Here is a 16,687-nt window from a genome sequence, read left to right as displayed (position 1 = left end):
TTTTTAAGATTATTTATTACCGGGATGCCCTCTTTTCTTCTTTTTCTTTTTAAACTGATTCGGTATATTACCGCTTGTATTTTCGGTTTTAGAAAGCAGCTGTGCCGACTGTTCCAAAATACCTGAACCTGTTCTGCCGCTTTCAATGCCGTACTCCAGATTATCACCCTGAATGTTTGAAATTTTTGTTTCGGTCCTGTTCTGATTTTCTTTTATTTCGGTGGAAGTGCACCGCTGTTGAATTCCCTTGGCGCTGTAACTTTTTCCAAGTGCGCTTCCATTGAAAACACATTTAGTTGTATGATCGACATAGGTAATTCCATACAGTGTACCGGCATCATTCTGACGAAGCACTGCCTGGATGCCTTCCCTTTCGAGCGCTTTACAGAGCGCTGTCAGATTAATTGGTTTACCGGCTGATATTTTGCTGTCAATGGCGTTCTTTACATGCCCTTTAAACTTTAACCGGGCTGCCTCATTTAAAGGGAACTGCTTTTCCAGAAAAGCCAGTGTCGGCTTACTATAAAGGGCGCTGGCCTTAACAGGGATGCCTGTTTTATTTCCCTTATCATCCAGTATGCGGTACATCAGCCCCCTGTTTTTATATACTCTTGATTTTTCGCTTCCCCTGTCGGCCATTATATTGTACTGGCTGAGCACCGCGTTGAGTTCATGAAGGCTTGTGAACCTGTAACTTGGTACGACGGCATCCACAATATTTGCAATGGCCCTTCGGGTATCATTTTTTCCGTAAATTACTTTCGAAAGGGCATCACCGGCAGTTTTCTGCACAGTGGTATTGTCCCTGCCTGCCTGTACTAAGCCATATTTTTTTTCGATAAGTTTCCTTGCTGTTTCCGATTGGTTCTTTCCTATATTCTGCATATCGATCCGTCTGCCGTCCGCCTCTATTTTTATGGAGACGATATGGATGTGCGGATGCCCTGCATCATGATGCCGGTATACCAGATAGGGCTGTTTTCCAAAGCCGATCCTTTCCATATATTCGGCTGCAATACCCATTAATTTTTCCTTCCCGATATCCTTCTCACTGATATCAAAATTGAGTGAGATGTGCACGCTGTTTCGTGTTACATTAGGGTTGAGTTCAGCCTGGCGCACCAGACGGTTATATTTCATTGTGAAATTCATCTGATCGGTTTCCATAGGGTAATTTCCCTGCCCGATACACTGCGCTTTTCCTTCTTTGACCTTGTTCTCATTATAGTTAAGAATGTGCCTCAGGGAATGGCCGGTCCTGATTACCGCAACCACAACTCACCGATTTTCTGGATACTTTTTTTAATGCTTTCCAGCTTGGAGGATATCGTATTCTTATCCAGTTCATATCGTATGATCCACTGCCTGAATTCGGCATAATCATTAAGCGTGTGCAGCCTTTTAACGGACTGGTTAAAATTATTTCCAATGGCATTGAGCTCATTGCGCAATGCAATAATTTCGCTCATCAGCTCATCCTGCGACTGGTTGCGGTACTTTCCGATAACAGGTTTTTTCAACAGCTGTAGCCTGGCATATTCACTCAGTTTCCTGCAGGTGGACCGGAGATAAAAAACCATGATTATTTTGTATTCTTCAGGGGTAAGGCGCAGGTGCAGCCATCGGGTGCGGTTCGTCTTTTTTTCTTCCATCATTCTATCCTTTTCATTTCTTTACGGCATTCATTTATCTTTCAGCTTATCTGCCAACGAGTTCCGAGTAAAGGGCAGCAAGATTGCGGTTGTGATACAACCGGACATCTTGCCGATTGCGCCGGAAAACGGCAATCCCTGCCATCGTCTTAAAAACTTGCAGAATCCGTAATGCCTAACCCATCTGTTAGTTGTCCCGGACTTAATGAAAGTGCACTGCAGCAGGCAGTGCTTTTTCAGACACTACGGGCTCCAAGTCCTGACGAATTCCGGAAGGTCTTGGAGACTATATCTTTTATGCACTGCTAAATTAGTCACAGAGCAGCTACACTTCCAATCCTGGGTATTTTTTGACAGGGATAGTCTGGGATTTAAGAAGTATTTTTGGATATAAGAAATGTATAATTTAAAACACTAGATGTATGATGACAAACAATGAAGTGGCCCAGGTGTTTGATACGGTTCTCAGCAGTCCGGGCATGAATGAGCAGGTAAGGATCGATACCAGGATTTCAAGAAAAGCTATTCTACTGCTGCACCAGATTATCGATGGCGGATTCTCAGTTAAGGAGGTTCAGGACGGCATGCCTTTATCAGGACTTGTCTCCTCGGCAACGCAGGAAGAATTAAAAGTTCTGGCGGCTGAATGTCTAAAGAAAGGAGGGCTTGAGGAGATCAACGAAAAGCTACTCCGTTTAAGTAATTTGGGGAAAAAGTAAATGGGTAGGGGATGCATAAGTGCATCCCTTTTTTTACACCTTTTTTATAAGTTTCCGCACCTAATACCAAAGTGGTTTTGTATGCCTTGGAAGTAATTTAGCAATACGTTATTCATCCAAATTATTTTAAGTATCCATGAAAACCTTAACCACAGCCAGAACCAAAACCTCTTTTATAGTCAGCTACCTCTATATCCTTCTTTTTGTATACGCAGCTGTCAGTAAGCTGCTTGATTTTGAAAACTTTCAGGCCCAGATAGGGCAGTCGCCTCTGCTGAGTATTTTTGCCCAATATGCTTCTGTTGGTGTCTTGATTCTTGAATTTTTGATATCAGTTATGCTGGCGGTACCACTTTTTAGGCTTACAGGACTTTATATGGCTTTTACCCTTATGGTAATCTTCACGGCCTATGTTTATCTCATCCTTAACTACAGCTCTTTTATTCCTTGTTCGTGCGGTGGAATACTCGAAAAAATGGGGTGGAGGGAGCATCTGATTTTTAATGCTGCATTCGCTGTGCTTGGTGCAGTTGCGATCTTTTTTCATGCTGAAGCGAGAGACTCGGCAAAGGTTAATTGTCAAACTTCTAAAGTTGGCTTATCATGAAATCATCTGTAAAAAAGACTGTTGTTCTGGTTCTGCTTACAATGAGTGCCATTAGTATTACGACTATGCTCTACCACTGGTCGGAAAACAGAATGCAGAAAGAGAATCCGTTCATCAGGAGATACACTCCGCTTTCAGCAGAAAAAACAGCAGAAATCGCCCTGGACAACCCCCATTATTATATAGCGGGCCAGTCGGGGTCAAGTATCTTTCTTGCCAACCACAAAGCCCCGCTTTATATTACAGAAGTTGATACGATGCTAAGGACGCGCATCGAGCATAAGATAGAGCTGGACCGATATGATTTCGCTTTCCGTTCTGTCGAGATCCGTATTGCTGCCCCATACTTTTACATGTACGACGGACTTGTTCCGGTACTCTACAGGGGGATGCTCTCTGATTATAAAGCCAATGTTGTTGTAACTGGCAAAGAATTTTTTACAGGAGCAGTGGTGATGGACTCAACCCATATGGCAGTCAGGGGGCAGGAGGAGGGCTCTGGAGAAAACCTCTTGGGAATTCTTAACATAGCAAAAGGCAGCATTGCGGAATACCATCCGGAGCTTTTGCAAAAGCAGATCGACGGTCTTTTTGATACCAGCGGGACCATGAATTACAGTGAAGAACTGAAGAGATTCGTGTATGTTTACTTTTACCGTAACCAATATATCGTCGCTGACGACAAGCTTAACCTGAAAGCCAGGGGCAGGACCATCGATACTACATCAAGAGCAAAGCTCAAAATAGTCAAAATTGAAAGTTCAGGGGACAGAAAACTTGCAGCTCCGCCTCTCACAGTCAACCTTAACAGTACGGTAAGCTCCAACCTGCTTTTTGTCAATTCCGGTCTGGTGGGCAGGTATGAAATTCCTGAGGTCTGGAGGGTTGCATCGATAGTTGATGTCTATGACCTGAACGAACAGGTATATCTGTTGAGCTTTTATATCTACGACATTCCGGATTCGGGAAAAATGCGGAATTTCTTTGCTGACAGGACTGCTGTCTATGCTATCATTGGAAAGCATCTTCACAAATATTCTTTTGGAAAACCAATCAGGGATTATTTTATAAAATCAAAGAAAAATGATTAATCAATCTACAGGCCTGTAGCAGGGGGAAAGATCGAAAACCTGTTGAAAAGAGTAGATCACAAACAACTTAAATTTTATTATCATGAAAACAACTTTTTTTAAAGCCTTAGTGCTTCCGATTACTGCTTTTGCACTTGCAAGCGCAGGAGCTCTAACTACAGACAGATCGTCTGTAAGTAAAGCAGATGATGTATTGATCACAGGTTATATTCACCAGACAACATCCAGCAGCTGTGACGCTGTTCAGGTGGATTGCGATGTGTCTGGCTCAGCGCCTTGTATGTTTGGTACCAACAATGTATGGCGTAAAGCCAATCCAAGTGCGGCACAGCCCTGTGCATTGCCGCTTTACAAAAATTAACCTTGTAAATGAAAATGCAGTTCAAAAGAACTGCATTTTCTGTTTTTTTAATTATAGGTGATCCAATTCTCAGGCTTGTTTCCTTTGAGGTAATGGTCGAACCACTGCTTTATCCGCATAGTAAGGTCAGCTTTATTTTCAGGCTCCTGCAGAAAATGGAATTCGCCGGGATAAATCAGCATTCGGTGTTTTTTGCCAAGCCTCCTCAGGGCATTATAAAGTATGATGCTTTCGTTCTTTGGAATAGTGGGATCATCTGCACCGCACCAAATCAATAAGGGAGCCTTTATCTTATCTGCGTTATAGAGCGGTGAGTTCCTAAGATAGGCCTGCTTATCTGTAAAAAAAGAAGTTCTCATACGGAACTGCTGGCTTTCAAAGCGCCATATTTGTGCAGCATCCGTATCGCCGCCGATAGTAAAACTATACTCCACAGGGTCAGCGACCCCGGCCCCGGATACAGCTGCTGCAAAAAGGCTGCTGTGCGTTACAATAAAGTTGGTTTCATAACCTCCGAAGGAATGTCCTATAAGGCCCGCCTATCTTGTATTTATGATTATCGGTATAGTAGGGTATTTTACTGTTCCTTCTGTGGCAAATTATATTGTACATGCCGGCGGGAGTGCCCTGAGCCAGAAAGTCAACAGCATTTTTTCAGGCGGAACGACAATGGCAGTAAACAGTTCAGCGGCTGGTGCAGGCATGGCAGCAGATGTCATGGGAAGTGCGGCTTCCAGATTATATCAAAGCATGGCGGGACAGGAAAAATCGTCTCCGTACTTTGATGATAAATCAGGATACATGAATGATAAATTAAAAGGTAACTCTTAAGAGCAGAAGCGATGTTTACAAAATTAAAAAATATAGATACTGCTTTCAGGCATGTCCGTGGTTTTACCCTTGCTGTCATATGCACCAGCAGTTTCACCAGCATTTATATTGCATGGAAAAGTTTTACTACTGTCAGCAGCCTTCAGGATAAGGTATATGTACTGGCAAATGGGAAGGCAATACAAGCATTTGCTTCAGACCGGAAGGAAAACATACCTGTAGAGGCTAAAGATCATGTTAGGGTATTCCATCAGTATTTTTTCACCCTTGATCCAGACGATAAAGTAATCAAAGAAAACATTTCAAAGGCACTTTATCTTGCTGACGGATCCGCGAAGAATATCTACAATGACCTTCGTGAAAACGGTTATTACAGTGGTATTATATCCGGTAATATCAGCCAGGAGATAGCGGTTGACAGCGTAGTGGTCGATATATCGAATTATCCTTTCAGCTTTCGCTGCTATGCCCGCCAGAAGATCATCAGGCCGGCAAGCATTGTGAAAAGGCTCCTGGTGACACAGGGAGAATTAAGGAATGTATCAAGGAGTGATAACAATCCGCACGGCTTTTTGATTGAGCGCTGGAAGACTTTAGATAATCAGGATATAAGCTCAGAACAGCGAAAACCATGAAAAAGAGGGCTGAAAAACCGAAGAATGGCAGAGGAATGCTGCAGCAGCAGCCCGCATTTCTGGATTGCCTCACCCGCAGGCTTGCAGAGCGGCTGGAGTGTATTTTCTCTAAATATTCTAAAACTAAAGCGGTGATAATACTTGCAGTATTCTGCACGGGGACCATTACGCTTTTGTGCTGGATAGCGGCACAAGGATTCTATACCGAAGGAAAGACAAATCTTATGCTGGATAGACTCTCAAAAGAAGTATCTAAACCTAAGGAAGAGCACCTTGTAATACCAAGCGACGATAATATTTTAAAAAGACTCTCAAGGGGCAGAAGATATCTGGACAGCCTTCGCCAAGATCCTGCCTTAAAATACAAATACGACAGCCTTATGAGGGCCCGTCCAGGCCTTTTGGACAGCCTGAGACAGGCAGAAGATTACTTTAAACACTGAATTAAATGAAAGAGCGAATGGGAACAACAAAAAAACAAAGACAGCGAAAAATGCTGTGGGTGCTTCCGATACTGGCGGTGCCCTTTCTGACGATACTTTTCTGGTCAATGGGCGGAGGGAAATCCTCTGCTAAAGACCTGCCTGAACAAGAAAAGGGATTAAACAGCGCCCTGCCGGAGACGGCTGTGCCGGAGAACGGCTTTAATAAACTGAATTATTACGACAGGGCAGATGCTGACTCAAGCAGGCAGCAGAATCTGGAAAGTAAAGACCCCTTTTTTATGGCTGACGAAGCCATGAATGAAGAAGGGATAAAAGGGGAGGACCGGCTTTTTAAATCATCTTTCCGAAATCCCCGTGAACAGCAGGTAATGGAAAAACTGAAAACGCTTCAGCAGACGGTTTCGGAGCCAGGGCAGATCAGGGACAGCAGGTTTAAATTTAGGGAGGATGTAAGAGAACCTTCTTATGAAACAGCAGGTGAAATAAAAAGACTGGAGGCGATGGCGGCCACGATGAATTCAGCCCCTCAGGAAGATCCGGAAATGCAGCAGATTAACGGCATGCTTGAGAATATACTTGACATTCAGCATCCCCAGCGCGTCCAGGACCGTATGAAGAAAGACCAGCGCCTTAAAGAGGGGAAAGCTTTTACAGTCTCCAGGCCGGTAGAAGATAATATTATCGGTGATCTCTCAGAAGATCCGCTGCGGACAAATCAGCAGTCAGGCTCCAATGAATTCTATTCAATGGAGGATACAAAGACCGGCAGTGATGAAAAAAATGCAATAGCGGCCACAATAGCCGAATCCCAGATCTGCGTCAATGGTTCAATGGTAAAACTCAGGCTGTCTCAGGAAATTGAACTAAGCAGTACCCGAATACCAAAAAATACTTTCGTATACGGGACGGCATCACTAAAAGGCGAACGATTAACGGTCGAAATAAGTTCGATCAGGTTTCAAAACTCAGTTTTCCCTGTAGAACTCCTGCTTTATGATATTGACGGGCTTGAAGGGATATATATTCCGGGAGCTATAAGCAGGGATGCTGCCAAAGCCTCCGCAGAGAGGTCCATTCAGCCGCTGGGCATTGCATCGCTTGATGATTCATGGGGATCGCAGGCAGCCGGTGCTGGTATTGAAGCGGCCAAGAGCCTTCTCAGCAAGAAGGTAAAGCTGGTAAAGGTGATGGTCAAGTCAGGATACCAGGTTCTTTTAAAGGACAAAAAAAGAAACAACAACTAAACATATTACTATTATGAAAACATTTTATGCATTCTTGCTAGCATTATCATTTTGTGCCCAGCATCCGGCATCTGCACAGGGAAGGAAAAAAAGCCCAGGTGAGATCATTTCTTATCCGATGGATATTGCTTATTCCAAGACTACCAGTATTGTTTTCCCTTTTGATGTCCAGTCAGTAGACAAGGGGAGCAGGGACATACTGGTCCAGAAGGCGAAAGGAGTTGACAATATCCTGCAGATCAAGGCAGCGGTTCGGAATTTTGAGCAGACCAACCTTACTGTTATTACCTCAGATGGAAAACTTTATGATTTCAGGCTCTGCTATCTGGAAGATCCAAATACGCTCACTCACACTTTTTCCGACAGCAGACAGGATAACTTTATAAACTACTCGGACCAGAATGACAACAAAAAAAAGATCTTCTACGGCGCTGAGCTTGCTTATCATGAAAGAAAAAAAGTGAACTATAATGAGAAGCAAAACGGAATTACCCTTGCCGTGACCGGAATTTACATCCATAACGACCTGATACAGTACCGAATAAAAATAACCAACGACACTGACATAGGCTACGATATCGACCAGTTTCGTTTTTTTATACGAGACCAGAAAAAAGTTAAGAGGACAGCATCGCAGGAGCTGGAACTTGTTCCCGTGCTGGCCTATAAAGCCCCGGAAAAAGTAGAAGCTAAATCAGAAGTGCAGTTTGTTTATGTACTGCCAAAATTTACAATTCCCGATCAAAAAAATCTTATAGTTGAAATGATTGAAAAGTCAGGCGGGAGGCATCTTCAGCTGCTATTGAGAAACAGTAAGACAGATAAAGTATTTCCAATACCTGCATTCAGCAACTAGAGGGAAACAGACATACGCAGAACAATATTATCATGATAATAAACATCAGCGATTATAAACTGCTGCTGGACCTGGCAGTATCGATGGAAGGTGATGGATATAAGCATGTGGTTTATCCCATTGAAGAAATATCAGATGCCCATACTCTTGCCTTTTTTAAAACTTCATGGGAAGCAGCCGAACACTGCTTTGAGATGTCAAATGATGCAGACTTTTACAAAAGTCTTTCTATAAATTCATTTATAAGTGATTTAAAGACAGTTGAACATACCGGAATTGATACTACAGAGAACGAAGCGTTCGATCTGCTCGGGCTTGCCCGAAGTTATAGGGACAGGGCAATATTTCAAGATATTAACTTAGAACAAAATATTATGAACGAGAAAAATTTTGATTACCTGAAAGACCAGGTTATGTATACCGGCTTCGGTGAAGCACTGGAAGGGGAACTGAGACAAAATATGGAGCAGCAAAAACCAGAATTTAAACTGCAGCATGATGCATTTTATGGAGAATGCAGAGTAGGTGCAGAGCTGAACTTCCGAAAATCGGAGCAGTCCGACCTCTATTTTTTTAACTCCTACAAGGTAAACCTGCAGAAAGAAGGAAGCGAGGAATCGCTTGAACAGACTTTCTATATTAACAAAGGGAATAATATTACCCTGAAAGAGGCGTACAATCTTATGGAAGGAAGATCTGTTAACAAAGATCTCACCAACAGGGAAGGAGAAACCTATAACGCATGGGTTCAGCTTGATTTTAAAAATACCGATACCCGTGGAAATTTTATGCTGAACCACTACCATGAGAATTATGGTTTTGATCTGGAAGCGGCGCTTTCAAAGCATCCTATTAAAGAACTAAACACCCCAAAATATAAAGAAGACCTTATTAACTCGCTGAAAAAAGGAAATATCCAGTCAGCAACTTTTATCAAAGACGGGACTGAAACCAAACAGTTCGTCGAAGCTAATCCGCAGTTTAAAACTGTAACGGTTTATGATTCGAATTTAAAACGCCTGGATGCAAGACAGGACAAGAAAGAGAGTGAATCAGAAAAAGCATCAAACAGCCAGTCTAAATCTGCCAGGCAGAATGAAAACGATGAAAACGAAAACCAGTCTGAAAAAAAAAGCAGCAATCGCCGTAAGGCACAATCAATGTAAAAATGAAGTGCACAAAGCCCTTATCCAAATTTTTTGAGCTGATCAGAAACGACTACAGGATCAGCAGCACACATATAGGAATATATGCTGCGCTGCTATACTTTAGCGAGGATAAGGGTTATTCAAATCCTGTAGAAGCTTTTAGTACTGAGGTAATGAACACGGCCAAAATATCGGCACACAAAACATACAGGAAATGCTTAAAGGAGATGACTGAATATGGTTACCTGCGCTATGTGCCGTCATTCAAAAAGAACCAGCCCAGCAAGATATACTTTAATGATCCCTAAAACAGCCGTATGGAACCATTTACATTTGAGGAGCTGCCAATGGCAGTCACAAAGCTGTTTGAAAGAATCAAGAAAATCGAAAAGCTTCTTAAAGCCACAATTAAAGTAAGCCGGGAAAAGGACGATTTTATGGATATCGAAGAAGCTGCAAAATATCTGCGGCTTTCACCAGCAACGATTTACAGCAAGGTCTCACGACATGAGCTGCCTGCTAACAAAAAGGGTAAAAGGTTATATTTCAGCAGGAAAGAATTGAAATTATGGATTCTGCAGGGCAAAGCAAAAAGTATTTCAGACTATAGTGCTAATGCTGAAAAATATTTAAGAGAAAATAAATTAGAAAGCTTAAAAGGGAAAGCTGCCAATAAGTAATGGCAGCTTCTTTTGTTTAATCCGATTAGTGGTTTTTCTTATCCAGTCTTTATTTTTACCTAAGTTTTATACGGTGGGTACTTTCCCGTTTTGTTTTGTCTATCACTTTAGCGTACACCTGTGTTGTCCTGACGTTCTTATGCCCCAGGAGTTTGGAGACCGTAAAGATATCCGTTCCAGAATTTAACTGCAGGGTTGCATATGTATGCCTAAAACAATGGAATGTAATATGTTTGGTAATTCCGGCTGCGGCAACCCAAATTGGCACAAAGCGGTCAATATCCCACTTTTTAAGTCCGTCAAACACTTTAGTTCCTGCTTTTTTTCGTTCGCCCAGGATTTCAAAGGCATGTTCAGAAATAGGCAGCGTCTCTTGTCCTGCAGTCTTTTGCTGCTTAAACCGAATGAATGGCCCATCATACTGAGAATACTCTATTTCTGACCATTCCAGCTTCTCAATATCTGAATAACGAAGCCCTGTAAGGATAGAAAACAGCGCGGCCTCCTTAACGATTGGTTTTGGACAGTCGGTATCAAACAAAAGCTGCGCCTCTTCCAGATATAGAAAATTTCTCTGGACATCTTCTTCTTTTATATACTCTACTGCTGCATTCAAATCCTGCTGCAGAAGGCCTTCCTTGTAGGCTTGTTTTAAAGTTGCCTTTAGTTTATTAAAGTAAGAATGGGCAGAATTTACAGAAAGCTTTTTATCAGGATTGCGCCTGCTTTTTGCCTGAAGCATATAATCACGGAAGCCCTCGATCAATGATGGTGTCAGTTCAGAGAAGGTGAGACTGTCCGTTTGGATAAAATCCTTAAAATATCCTATGGCATAGTCCCATATATCATAATTAATACCAATCCTCTTTTTACCCTGCGTTTGAAAATAATCCAGAAAAGATATCTCGCCGATCTCTTTTAAACGGAGCAGTCCTTTTTCAAACTCGGTATAGATATCATCCTTCAGAAGTTCCGTCTGTCTTCTAATCTGTATCATTTTGGCAGTGTTGAGGTTTTCCTCATTCGCCATTTTATCAAATGCATTAGCAGGACGAGCTATCAGGTACAGCTTCAGAAATTCTCGTCTTGAAAACTCATTGGCAGCACTGTCATAGATAGGAGGGTAGTAGTCAAGATATAAAGATAGTTTCTTTCCGCCGGCTATAGCTTTCTTACGCAGTGTTACTTTTATTTTCGTACTCTTTCTCATATAATCTGTCTCATTAGTAACTTTTCAATATCTGATTTAAGTACATAGGTGTACTTTCCTTTAGAGAACCGGGCGATCTGCTCCCTTCGTATAAGGTTATATAAAGCCCCGTTTGAAATGCCGAATTTCTCCTGCATTTCATTGATGCTGTAACAGTCACTGAGTTCCGGTATCCTGTTGTCAGGAATTATTATGTCGGGAAACTCGAAGTAGCTGTTTACATCTGCTCTTTTTAAAATGGTGCGGCGCCCAAGCTTTTTGATGCCAAGTTCGCCCCGGTCGATAATTCGGTACAGGGTCCTGCGGCTGACACCAAGAAGTTTTGAAGCGTCGTCAATGCTTAAAAAATCCTTGGCCGTTATGCTGGGGTCAAATCCCTCCAGCGTGGTTTTGGTCTGCTGGTTACTGGCATTTATTTTAGCCTGTTTCTGGCGGGCTTTATATCCTTTACTGCCGCATGTAAGGTTACAGAACCGTGTTTTAGTTGTTTTGGCCGTAAAGACCTTTTTGCAGTATTCACATACCCTTTCAACCTGAATATTTGAGCTCATTTTGCGTAAATAATTAATCGTGTCACAATGTGTCCCACTGTGTCCTGATGTGCCTCCATGTGCCAAAGTGTGCCATAATTTGGCCTGACACTTGTACCTTACTGTTAAAATTATTTTCGAGGTACAATGGAGGTACAAATAAGAACAAAGTTGCGCAAATAAAACGAAAGTTTTGGGTATAAAAAAATCACTACATTGTTGATATGTAGTGATTTAACGTATTTTTTAGAACGATGTTTTGTGTTGTTTTGTGCCCTTATTTACCGATGCAGAAATTAGCAAAAATATTACCTAACAATTCGTCATTAGAAACCTGACCTGTAATCAACCCAAATTGATATAAAGCCTCACGAATATCAAGTGCAATTAAGTCACTTGAAAGATTCGTTTCAAGTCCGAATTTTACTTTTTGTATTTCATCTAAAGCTTTTAGTAATGAATCGTAATGTCTTGTATTAGTAACGATTGTTTCGTTATTTCGAAGTGCTCCGGTATTGACAAAAGAAAGCAATTCATTCTTTAAATCATCGACACCAATTTTTTCTTTAGCGGAAATTAATAACAGTTTTGCATTTAAATTTTCAAGCTTGGTTGTAATGTTTGAAACTTCATCTGCAGATAATATATCTTTCTTATTTACTACAATAACCAAAGGTTTCAATGGATATTTATTCTTGATTTGTTCAATTTCAGAAACAAATTCAGAACTCGAAACCTGAAACTTCAAACCATCAAACAAATAAATTACAACTTGCGCCTGATCTATTTTTTCGAAGGTTTTTTTAATTCCAATGCTTTCTACAACATCTTTGGTTTCACGAATTCCCGCAGTATCAATAAAACGGAAACCAATACCGCCAATAACCAATTCATCTTCAATTGTGTCTCTTGTCGTTCCGGCAATGTCAGATACAATAGCGCGTTCTTCGTTTAATAAAGCATTTAATAAAGTCGATTTCCCAACGTTAGGTTCGCCTACAATTGCAACCGGAATTCCGTTTTTAATAACATTTCCAACGGCAAACGAATCAATTAAACGTTTTAAAACAAATTCAATTCGGTTTAATAATTCATGAAACTGCGTTCTGTCGGCAAATTCTACATCTTCCTCAGCGAAATCTAATTCCAATTCAATTAAAGAAGCAAAATTCAAAAGTTCCTCACGCAGTTTGGCAATCTCATTACTAAAACCGCCTCGCATTTGCTGCATGGCAATTTGGTGAGAAGCCTCGTTATCTGACGAAATTAAATCGGCTACCGCCTCAGCTTGCGATAAATCCAGTTTTCCATTTAGGAAAGCGCGTAAAGTAAATTCTCCCGCATCGGCCATTCGGCATCCTTTTCTCAATAATAATTGAATTATTTGCTGCTGAATATAAGTAGATCCGTGGCACGAAATTTCTATAGTATCTTCTCCAGTATAAGAATTTGGACCTTTAAAAACAGAAATCAAAACTTCATCAAGTGTTTTTTGATTATCAACAATATGACCTAAGTGCAAAGTATGAGTTTTCTGTTTTGTTAAATCTTTGTTTTTGATTGATTTAAAAACGGAGTTTCCTATTGAAATAGCCTCGGCTCCCGAAATACGGATTACAGCAATAGCTCCAGCACCAGACGGAGTAGCTAATGCAACTATAGAATCTTGATTTATCATGCTGCAAAGGTAAGAAAAAAGCAGAAAATTTTAAAGTGATAATCTGAAGCTGATCAGGAACTAAAAGTGATAAAAAAGTATACCTAATTAAGAAATTATTAACTGTTAAATTCCTGATAATTATCAGTCCAATTTATTTTTAGAATGATTAAATTTGAGAAACAAACCTAAAATCTCAACAAAATGAAAAAGATATTATTTCCCACAGACTTCTCTGAAGCTGCAACAAATGCATTTGTCCACGCTTTAGAGTTTGCAAAAATTGTTAAAGCCGAACTTGTGTTATTGCATACATTTGAGATTCCGGTTTATGACAGTCAATTTTTTCCAGAGAATTATGCATCGATATACAGTTCTATAGAATTAGCAAAATTTGAAATGTTTAAAGATGAAATTCCAAAACTTCGAGCCATTGCCGCCGAACGTAAACTAGATGATATTGTATTAAAACACCGTTTAATGGATGGTGATTTAATTTATAATTTAAGAAACGCAGTAGAAGAAGACCAGATCGACTTTGTAATCATGGGTACTACCGGTAATAGTGACTGGACAAAATTCTTTACGGGATCGAATACAAACTCTGTTATTTCAGAAGTAAACGTTCCGGTTTTATGTATTCCAATTGATGCTAAATACAAGAAAGTCAAAACAATTGCTTTTACTACCAGATATCGTGAAAAAGATAAAGAAGTATTGAAAAAAGTACTGAAAATCGCTGAAAAAACGGAAGCAAAAGTGAAAAGTCTATATGTCAAAACTTCAAATTCTGATGTTTCTGATGCAACTATTAAAGAATGGGAACAAGAATTTGCTGCTGATAATGTAGAATTTCTAGTCTTGCCAAGTGATGAAGTTAAAGAAACAATTCTTGATTTTATACTTTATAAAGATATTGATATCCTGACGACTATTACGCATAAAAGATCATTCTTTGAATCTTTATTCGATTCGAGTTTTAGCAAAAAAATCACCAAAGAAGTTTCTATTCCCGTACTAATAATGCACGAGAAATAAAATTGAACTTAAAATGAATCGTTTTTTTGAAAGTGTAAAACCTATATTTGTATTTCATAAATTATAAAAATGGAAGTATACATAAGTAAGGTTGAGCACTATTCGAAAGTTTTTAATGAAATCAACAAAAGATATAACAGCATAAGTATTTTAAGGCTTTTAAGCGTGTTTTTTTGTTTGTTTATGTTGTTTTACTACATCAAAACCAACGAAGCGCTTTATATAGTTTTTGCTATTCTGTCTTTTGTTGGTTTTCTTTTTTTAATGAGAATTCACACGAAATTATCTTTTGAAAGAGAAGTAACAAAAGCCATTTTAAAAATCAACAAGGATGAAATATCTTTCTTGAAAAGAGAAAAACTTACTTTTGAAAACGGAATAGAATTCAACGATTTTCATCATCCTTATGCTTACGATTTAGATATTTTTGGAGAACATTCCTTATTCCAGAACCTAAACAGAACAGCCACTTTTATCGGTAAAAAAACTTTAGCACATCAATTATTGAACCTGTTTTCTAATGAAACAATCATAGAGAATCAGGAAGCAATAAATGAGTTGAAATCTAAAATAGACTGGCGTCAGGATTTTGAAGCTCTTGCGATTGTCAGTGCTGACAGTAAAAATTCGTATGATGCATTAATTAATTGGATTTCATTTAAAAATAATACTTTACCTAAAGTTTTAGTTGCACTTTCTGTTATTCTTCCAGCTTTATTTTTTGGCTTTATAATTGCGTATTTCATTACTTCAAAAACGATTATTTTATCCTATGTAACGTACATTTTTATAGCCAATTTAATTGTTCTAGGAAGATCAATTAAACGAATTCAATCTGAAATTGCGCAGGCAGATAATATCGATAAAACAATTAAACATTACAGCTTATTAGTAGAAAAGATTGAAACCGAAAAATTTGAATCTAAAAAGCTGATTGAATTACAAAAACAGCTGATTTCTAAAAATGCATCGGCAAGTTTTCATTTAAAGCAATTATCAGAATTGTTTTCGAGAATGGATACCATAAGTAACTTTGTTACAGCCACTTTATTTAACGGTTCATTTCTTTTTAATCTTCATGTTTTAAGAGCTCTTTTAAAATGGAAAGAAGATTATTCGCATGAACTGGAAAAGTGGATTAATATCATTGGGGAATTTGAAGCCTTGAACAGCCTGGCTAATCTTTCGTATAATAATCCTGATTTTGTTTTCCCTGAAATTAATTCAGAATATAAAATTGGATTTGAAAATTTAAGTCATCCGTTATTAAATCCAGTAAGCAGAGTAGGGAATGATACGCATTTTTATCCGGAATCTTTTATGATTTTAACGGGTTCTAACATGTCTGGAAAAAGTACTTTTTTAAGAAGTTTAGGAATCAATATGGTTCTAGGTGGAATTGGTTCAGTAGTTTGTGCTTTAAAAGCTAACATTCACCCACTTCCAGTTTTAGTTTCAATGCGATTATCTGATTCTTTAGCCGACAGTGAATCGTATTTCTTTGCCGAAATTAAACGTTTAAAACAAATTATGGATGCTCTGGAAGAACGCCCGGCTTTTGTTTTATTAGACGAAATTTTAAGAGGAACAAATTCTGATGATAAACGAAACGGAACTATAGAAGTGGTAAAAAAGGTTATTGCCAAAAAAGCTATTGGAGCCATTGCCACTCACGATATCGAAGTCTGCTTAACTACAAACGAATATCCTAATGTTTTAACCAATCAGTGTTTTGAAGTCGAAATTCAAAACAACGAACTTCACTTCGATTATAAACTCCGCAAAGGAATCTGCCAAAACAGAAGTGCTACTTTCTTAATGCAGAAAATGGGAGTTATTTAAATTGTTAATTGTTAATGGTTGATTGTTGATGGTTGATTGTTGATGGTTGATGGTTGATTGTTGATGGTTAATGGTTAATGGTTAATGGTTAATTGTTGATGGTTAATTGTTGATGGTTGATGGTTGATGGTCTCTGCGCA

19 protein-coding genes are annotated in these 16,687 nt (G+C 39.5%); 13 read left to right on the top strand and 6 right to left on the bottom strand.

What is annotated here, in order from left to right; translation table 11 throughout:
• Window positions 1–9 precede the first annotated feature (9 nt).
• Window positions 10–1,275 (bottom strand): relaxase/mobilization nuclease domain-containing protein, encoded by a 1,266-nt coding sequence (locus AC1RRQ_RS07050; protein WP_493022301.1) that lies wholly within the window; start codon window positions 1,273–1,275, stop codon window positions 10–12.
• Window positions 1,263–1,655, bottom strand: a complete 393-nt coding sequence (locus AC1RRQ_RS07045) for a plasmid mobilization protein (RefSeq protein WP_493022300.1) — start codon at window positions 1,653–1,655, stop codon at window positions 1,263–1,265. The genes AC1RRQ_RS07050 and AC1RRQ_RS07045 overlap by 13 nt, the downstream gene beginning before the upstream one ends.
• 419 nt (window positions 1,656–2,074) lie before the next feature.
• Between AC1RRQ_RS07045 and AC1RRQ_RS07040 the strand changes: the two genes are divergently transcribed.
• From AC1RRQ_RS07040 to AC1RRQ_RS07025, 4 genes are all read left to right on the top strand, one after another.
• Window positions 2,075–2,371: a hypothetical protein gene (locus AC1RRQ_RS07040; RefSeq protein WP_493022299.1), complete on the top strand. Its 297-nt coding sequence runs from the start codon at window positions 2,075–2,077 to the stop codon at window positions 2,369–2,371.
• A gap of 136 nt (window positions 2,372–2,507) precedes the next feature.
• Window positions 2,508–2,978, top strand: coding sequence for a MauE/DoxX family redox-associated membrane protein (locus tag AC1RRQ_RS07035; protein WP_493022298.1), 471 nt, complete (start codon window positions 2,508–2,510; stop codon window positions 2,976–2,978).
• Window positions 2,975–4,069: a hypothetical protein gene (locus AC1RRQ_RS07030; RefSeq protein WP_493022297.1), complete on the top strand. Its 1,095-nt coding sequence runs from the start codon at window positions 2,975–2,977 to the stop codon at window positions 4,067–4,069. Before AC1RRQ_RS07035 ends, AC1RRQ_RS07030 begins: the two co-directional genes overlap by 4 nt.
• An 82-nt stretch (window positions 4,070–4,151) precedes the next feature.
• On the top strand, window positions 4,152–4,430 hold the full coding sequence (locus tag AC1RRQ_RS07025; RefSeq protein WP_493022296.1) for a DUF6520 family protein: 279 nt from the start codon (window positions 4,152–4,154) through the stop codon (window positions 4,428–4,430).
• 47 nt (window positions 4,431–4,477) lie between these two features.
• On the opposite strand, the gene AC1RRQ_RS07020 is transcribed toward AC1RRQ_RS07025, so the two are convergent.
• Window positions 4,478–4,960 carry an alpha/beta hydrolase family protein gene (locus AC1RRQ_RS07020; RefSeq protein ID WP_493022807.1) on the bottom strand — a complete coding sequence of 161 codons (483 nt, stop codon included), beginning with the start codon at window positions 4,958–4,960 and terminating at the stop codon, window positions 4,478–4,480.
• Here AC1RRQ_RS07020 and AC1RRQ_RS07015 point away from each other — a divergent pair.
• The 7 genes from AC1RRQ_RS07015 (at window position 4,959) to AC1RRQ_RS06985 (ending at window position 10,270) form a co-directional block, all read left to right on the top strand.
• Complete coding sequence (locus tag AC1RRQ_RS07015; protein ID WP_493022806.1) at window positions 4,959–5,261, top strand: TraJ family protein; 303 nt, start codon at window positions 4,959–4,961, stop codon at window positions 5,259–5,261. The two genes, AC1RRQ_RS07020 and AC1RRQ_RS07015, sit on opposite strands and share 2 nt — an antisense overlap.
• 11 nt (window positions 5,262–5,272) lie before the next feature.
• On the top strand, window positions 5,273–5,896 hold the full coding sequence (gene traK / locus AC1RRQ_RS07010; protein WP_493022295.1) for a conjugative transposon protein TraK: 624 nt from the start codon (window positions 5,273–5,275) through the stop codon (window positions 5,894–5,896).
• Window positions 5,893–6,339 (top strand): hypothetical protein, encoded by a 447-nt coding sequence (locus AC1RRQ_RS07005; RefSeq protein ID WP_493022294.1) that lies wholly within the window; start codon window positions 5,893–5,895, stop codon window positions 6,337–6,339. Before traK ends, AC1RRQ_RS07005 begins: the two co-directional genes overlap by 4 nt.
• Before the next feature lie 17 nt (window positions 6,340–6,356).
• The gene (traM, locus tag AC1RRQ_RS07000; protein ID WP_493022293.1) at window positions 6,357–7,586 is read left to right on the top strand and encodes a conjugative transposon protein TraM; all 1,230 of its coding nucleotides are present in this window, start codon (window positions 6,357–6,359) and stop codon (window positions 7,584–7,586) included.
• Window positions 7,587–7,599: 13 nt separating this feature from the next.
• Complete coding sequence (traN, locus tag AC1RRQ_RS06995; RefSeq protein ID WP_493022292.1) at window positions 7,600–8,442, top strand: conjugative transposon protein TraN; 843 nt, start codon at window positions 7,600–7,602, stop codon at window positions 8,440–8,442.
• A 32-nt stretch (window positions 8,443–8,474) separates the two neighbouring features.
• A complete protein-coding gene (locus tag AC1RRQ_RS06990) occupies window positions 8,475–9,608 on the top strand; it encodes a hypothetical protein (protein ID WP_493022291.1) in 1,134 nt (377 codons plus the stop codon).
• 299 nt (window positions 9,609–9,907) lie between these two features.
• Window positions 9,908–10,270, top strand: coding sequence for a helix-turn-helix domain-containing protein (locus AC1RRQ_RS06985; RefSeq protein WP_493022290.1), 363 nt, complete (start codon window positions 9,908–9,910; stop codon window positions 10,268–10,270).
• A 55-nt stretch (window positions 10,271–10,325) separates the two neighbouring features.
• Here AC1RRQ_RS06985 and AC1RRQ_RS06980 read toward each other — a convergent pair whose 3' ends face one another.
• The 3 genes from AC1RRQ_RS06980 to mnmE form a co-directional block, all read right to left on the bottom strand.
• Complete coding sequence (locus AC1RRQ_RS06980) at window positions 10,326–11,480, bottom strand: tyrosine-type recombinase/integrase (protein ID WP_493022289.1); 1,155 nt, start codon at window positions 11,478–11,480, stop codon at window positions 10,326–10,328.
• Window positions 11,477–12,031 (bottom strand): helix-turn-helix domain-containing protein, encoded by a 555-nt coding sequence (locus AC1RRQ_RS06975; protein ID WP_493022288.1) that lies wholly within the window; start codon window positions 12,029–12,031, stop codon window positions 11,477–11,479. Before AC1RRQ_RS06975 ends, AC1RRQ_RS06980 begins: the two co-directional genes overlap by 4 nt.
• Before the next feature lie 256 nt (window positions 12,032–12,287).
• Window positions 12,288–13,688, bottom strand: coding sequence for a tRNA uridine-5-carboxymethylaminomethyl(34) synthesis GTPase MnmE (mnmE, locus tag AC1RRQ_RS06970; protein ID WP_493022287.1), 1,401 nt, complete (start codon window positions 13,686–13,688; stop codon window positions 12,288–12,290).
• A gap of 183 nt (window positions 13,689–13,871) precedes the next feature.
• Here mnmE and AC1RRQ_RS06965 point away from each other — a divergent pair, with 183 nt between their 5' ends.
• Window positions 13,872–14,705 carry a universal stress protein gene (locus AC1RRQ_RS06965; RefSeq protein ID WP_493022286.1) on the top strand — a complete coding sequence of 278 codons (834 nt, stop codon included), beginning with the start codon at window positions 13,872–13,874 and terminating at the stop codon, window positions 14,703–14,705.
• A gap of 69 nt (window positions 14,706–14,774) precedes the next feature.
• Window positions 14,775–16,547 (top strand): MutS-related protein, encoded by a 1,773-nt coding sequence (locus AC1RRQ_RS06960; RefSeq protein ID WP_493022285.1) that lies wholly within the window; start codon window positions 14,775–14,777, stop codon window positions 16,545–16,547.
• Window positions 16,548–16,687 lie beyond the last annotated feature (140 nt).

The sequence above is a fragment of the Flavobacterium sp. GW821-FHT12A05 genome, from assembly GCF_058807735.1.
This window is presented reverse-complemented; position numbering and strand designations above follow the sequence as displayed.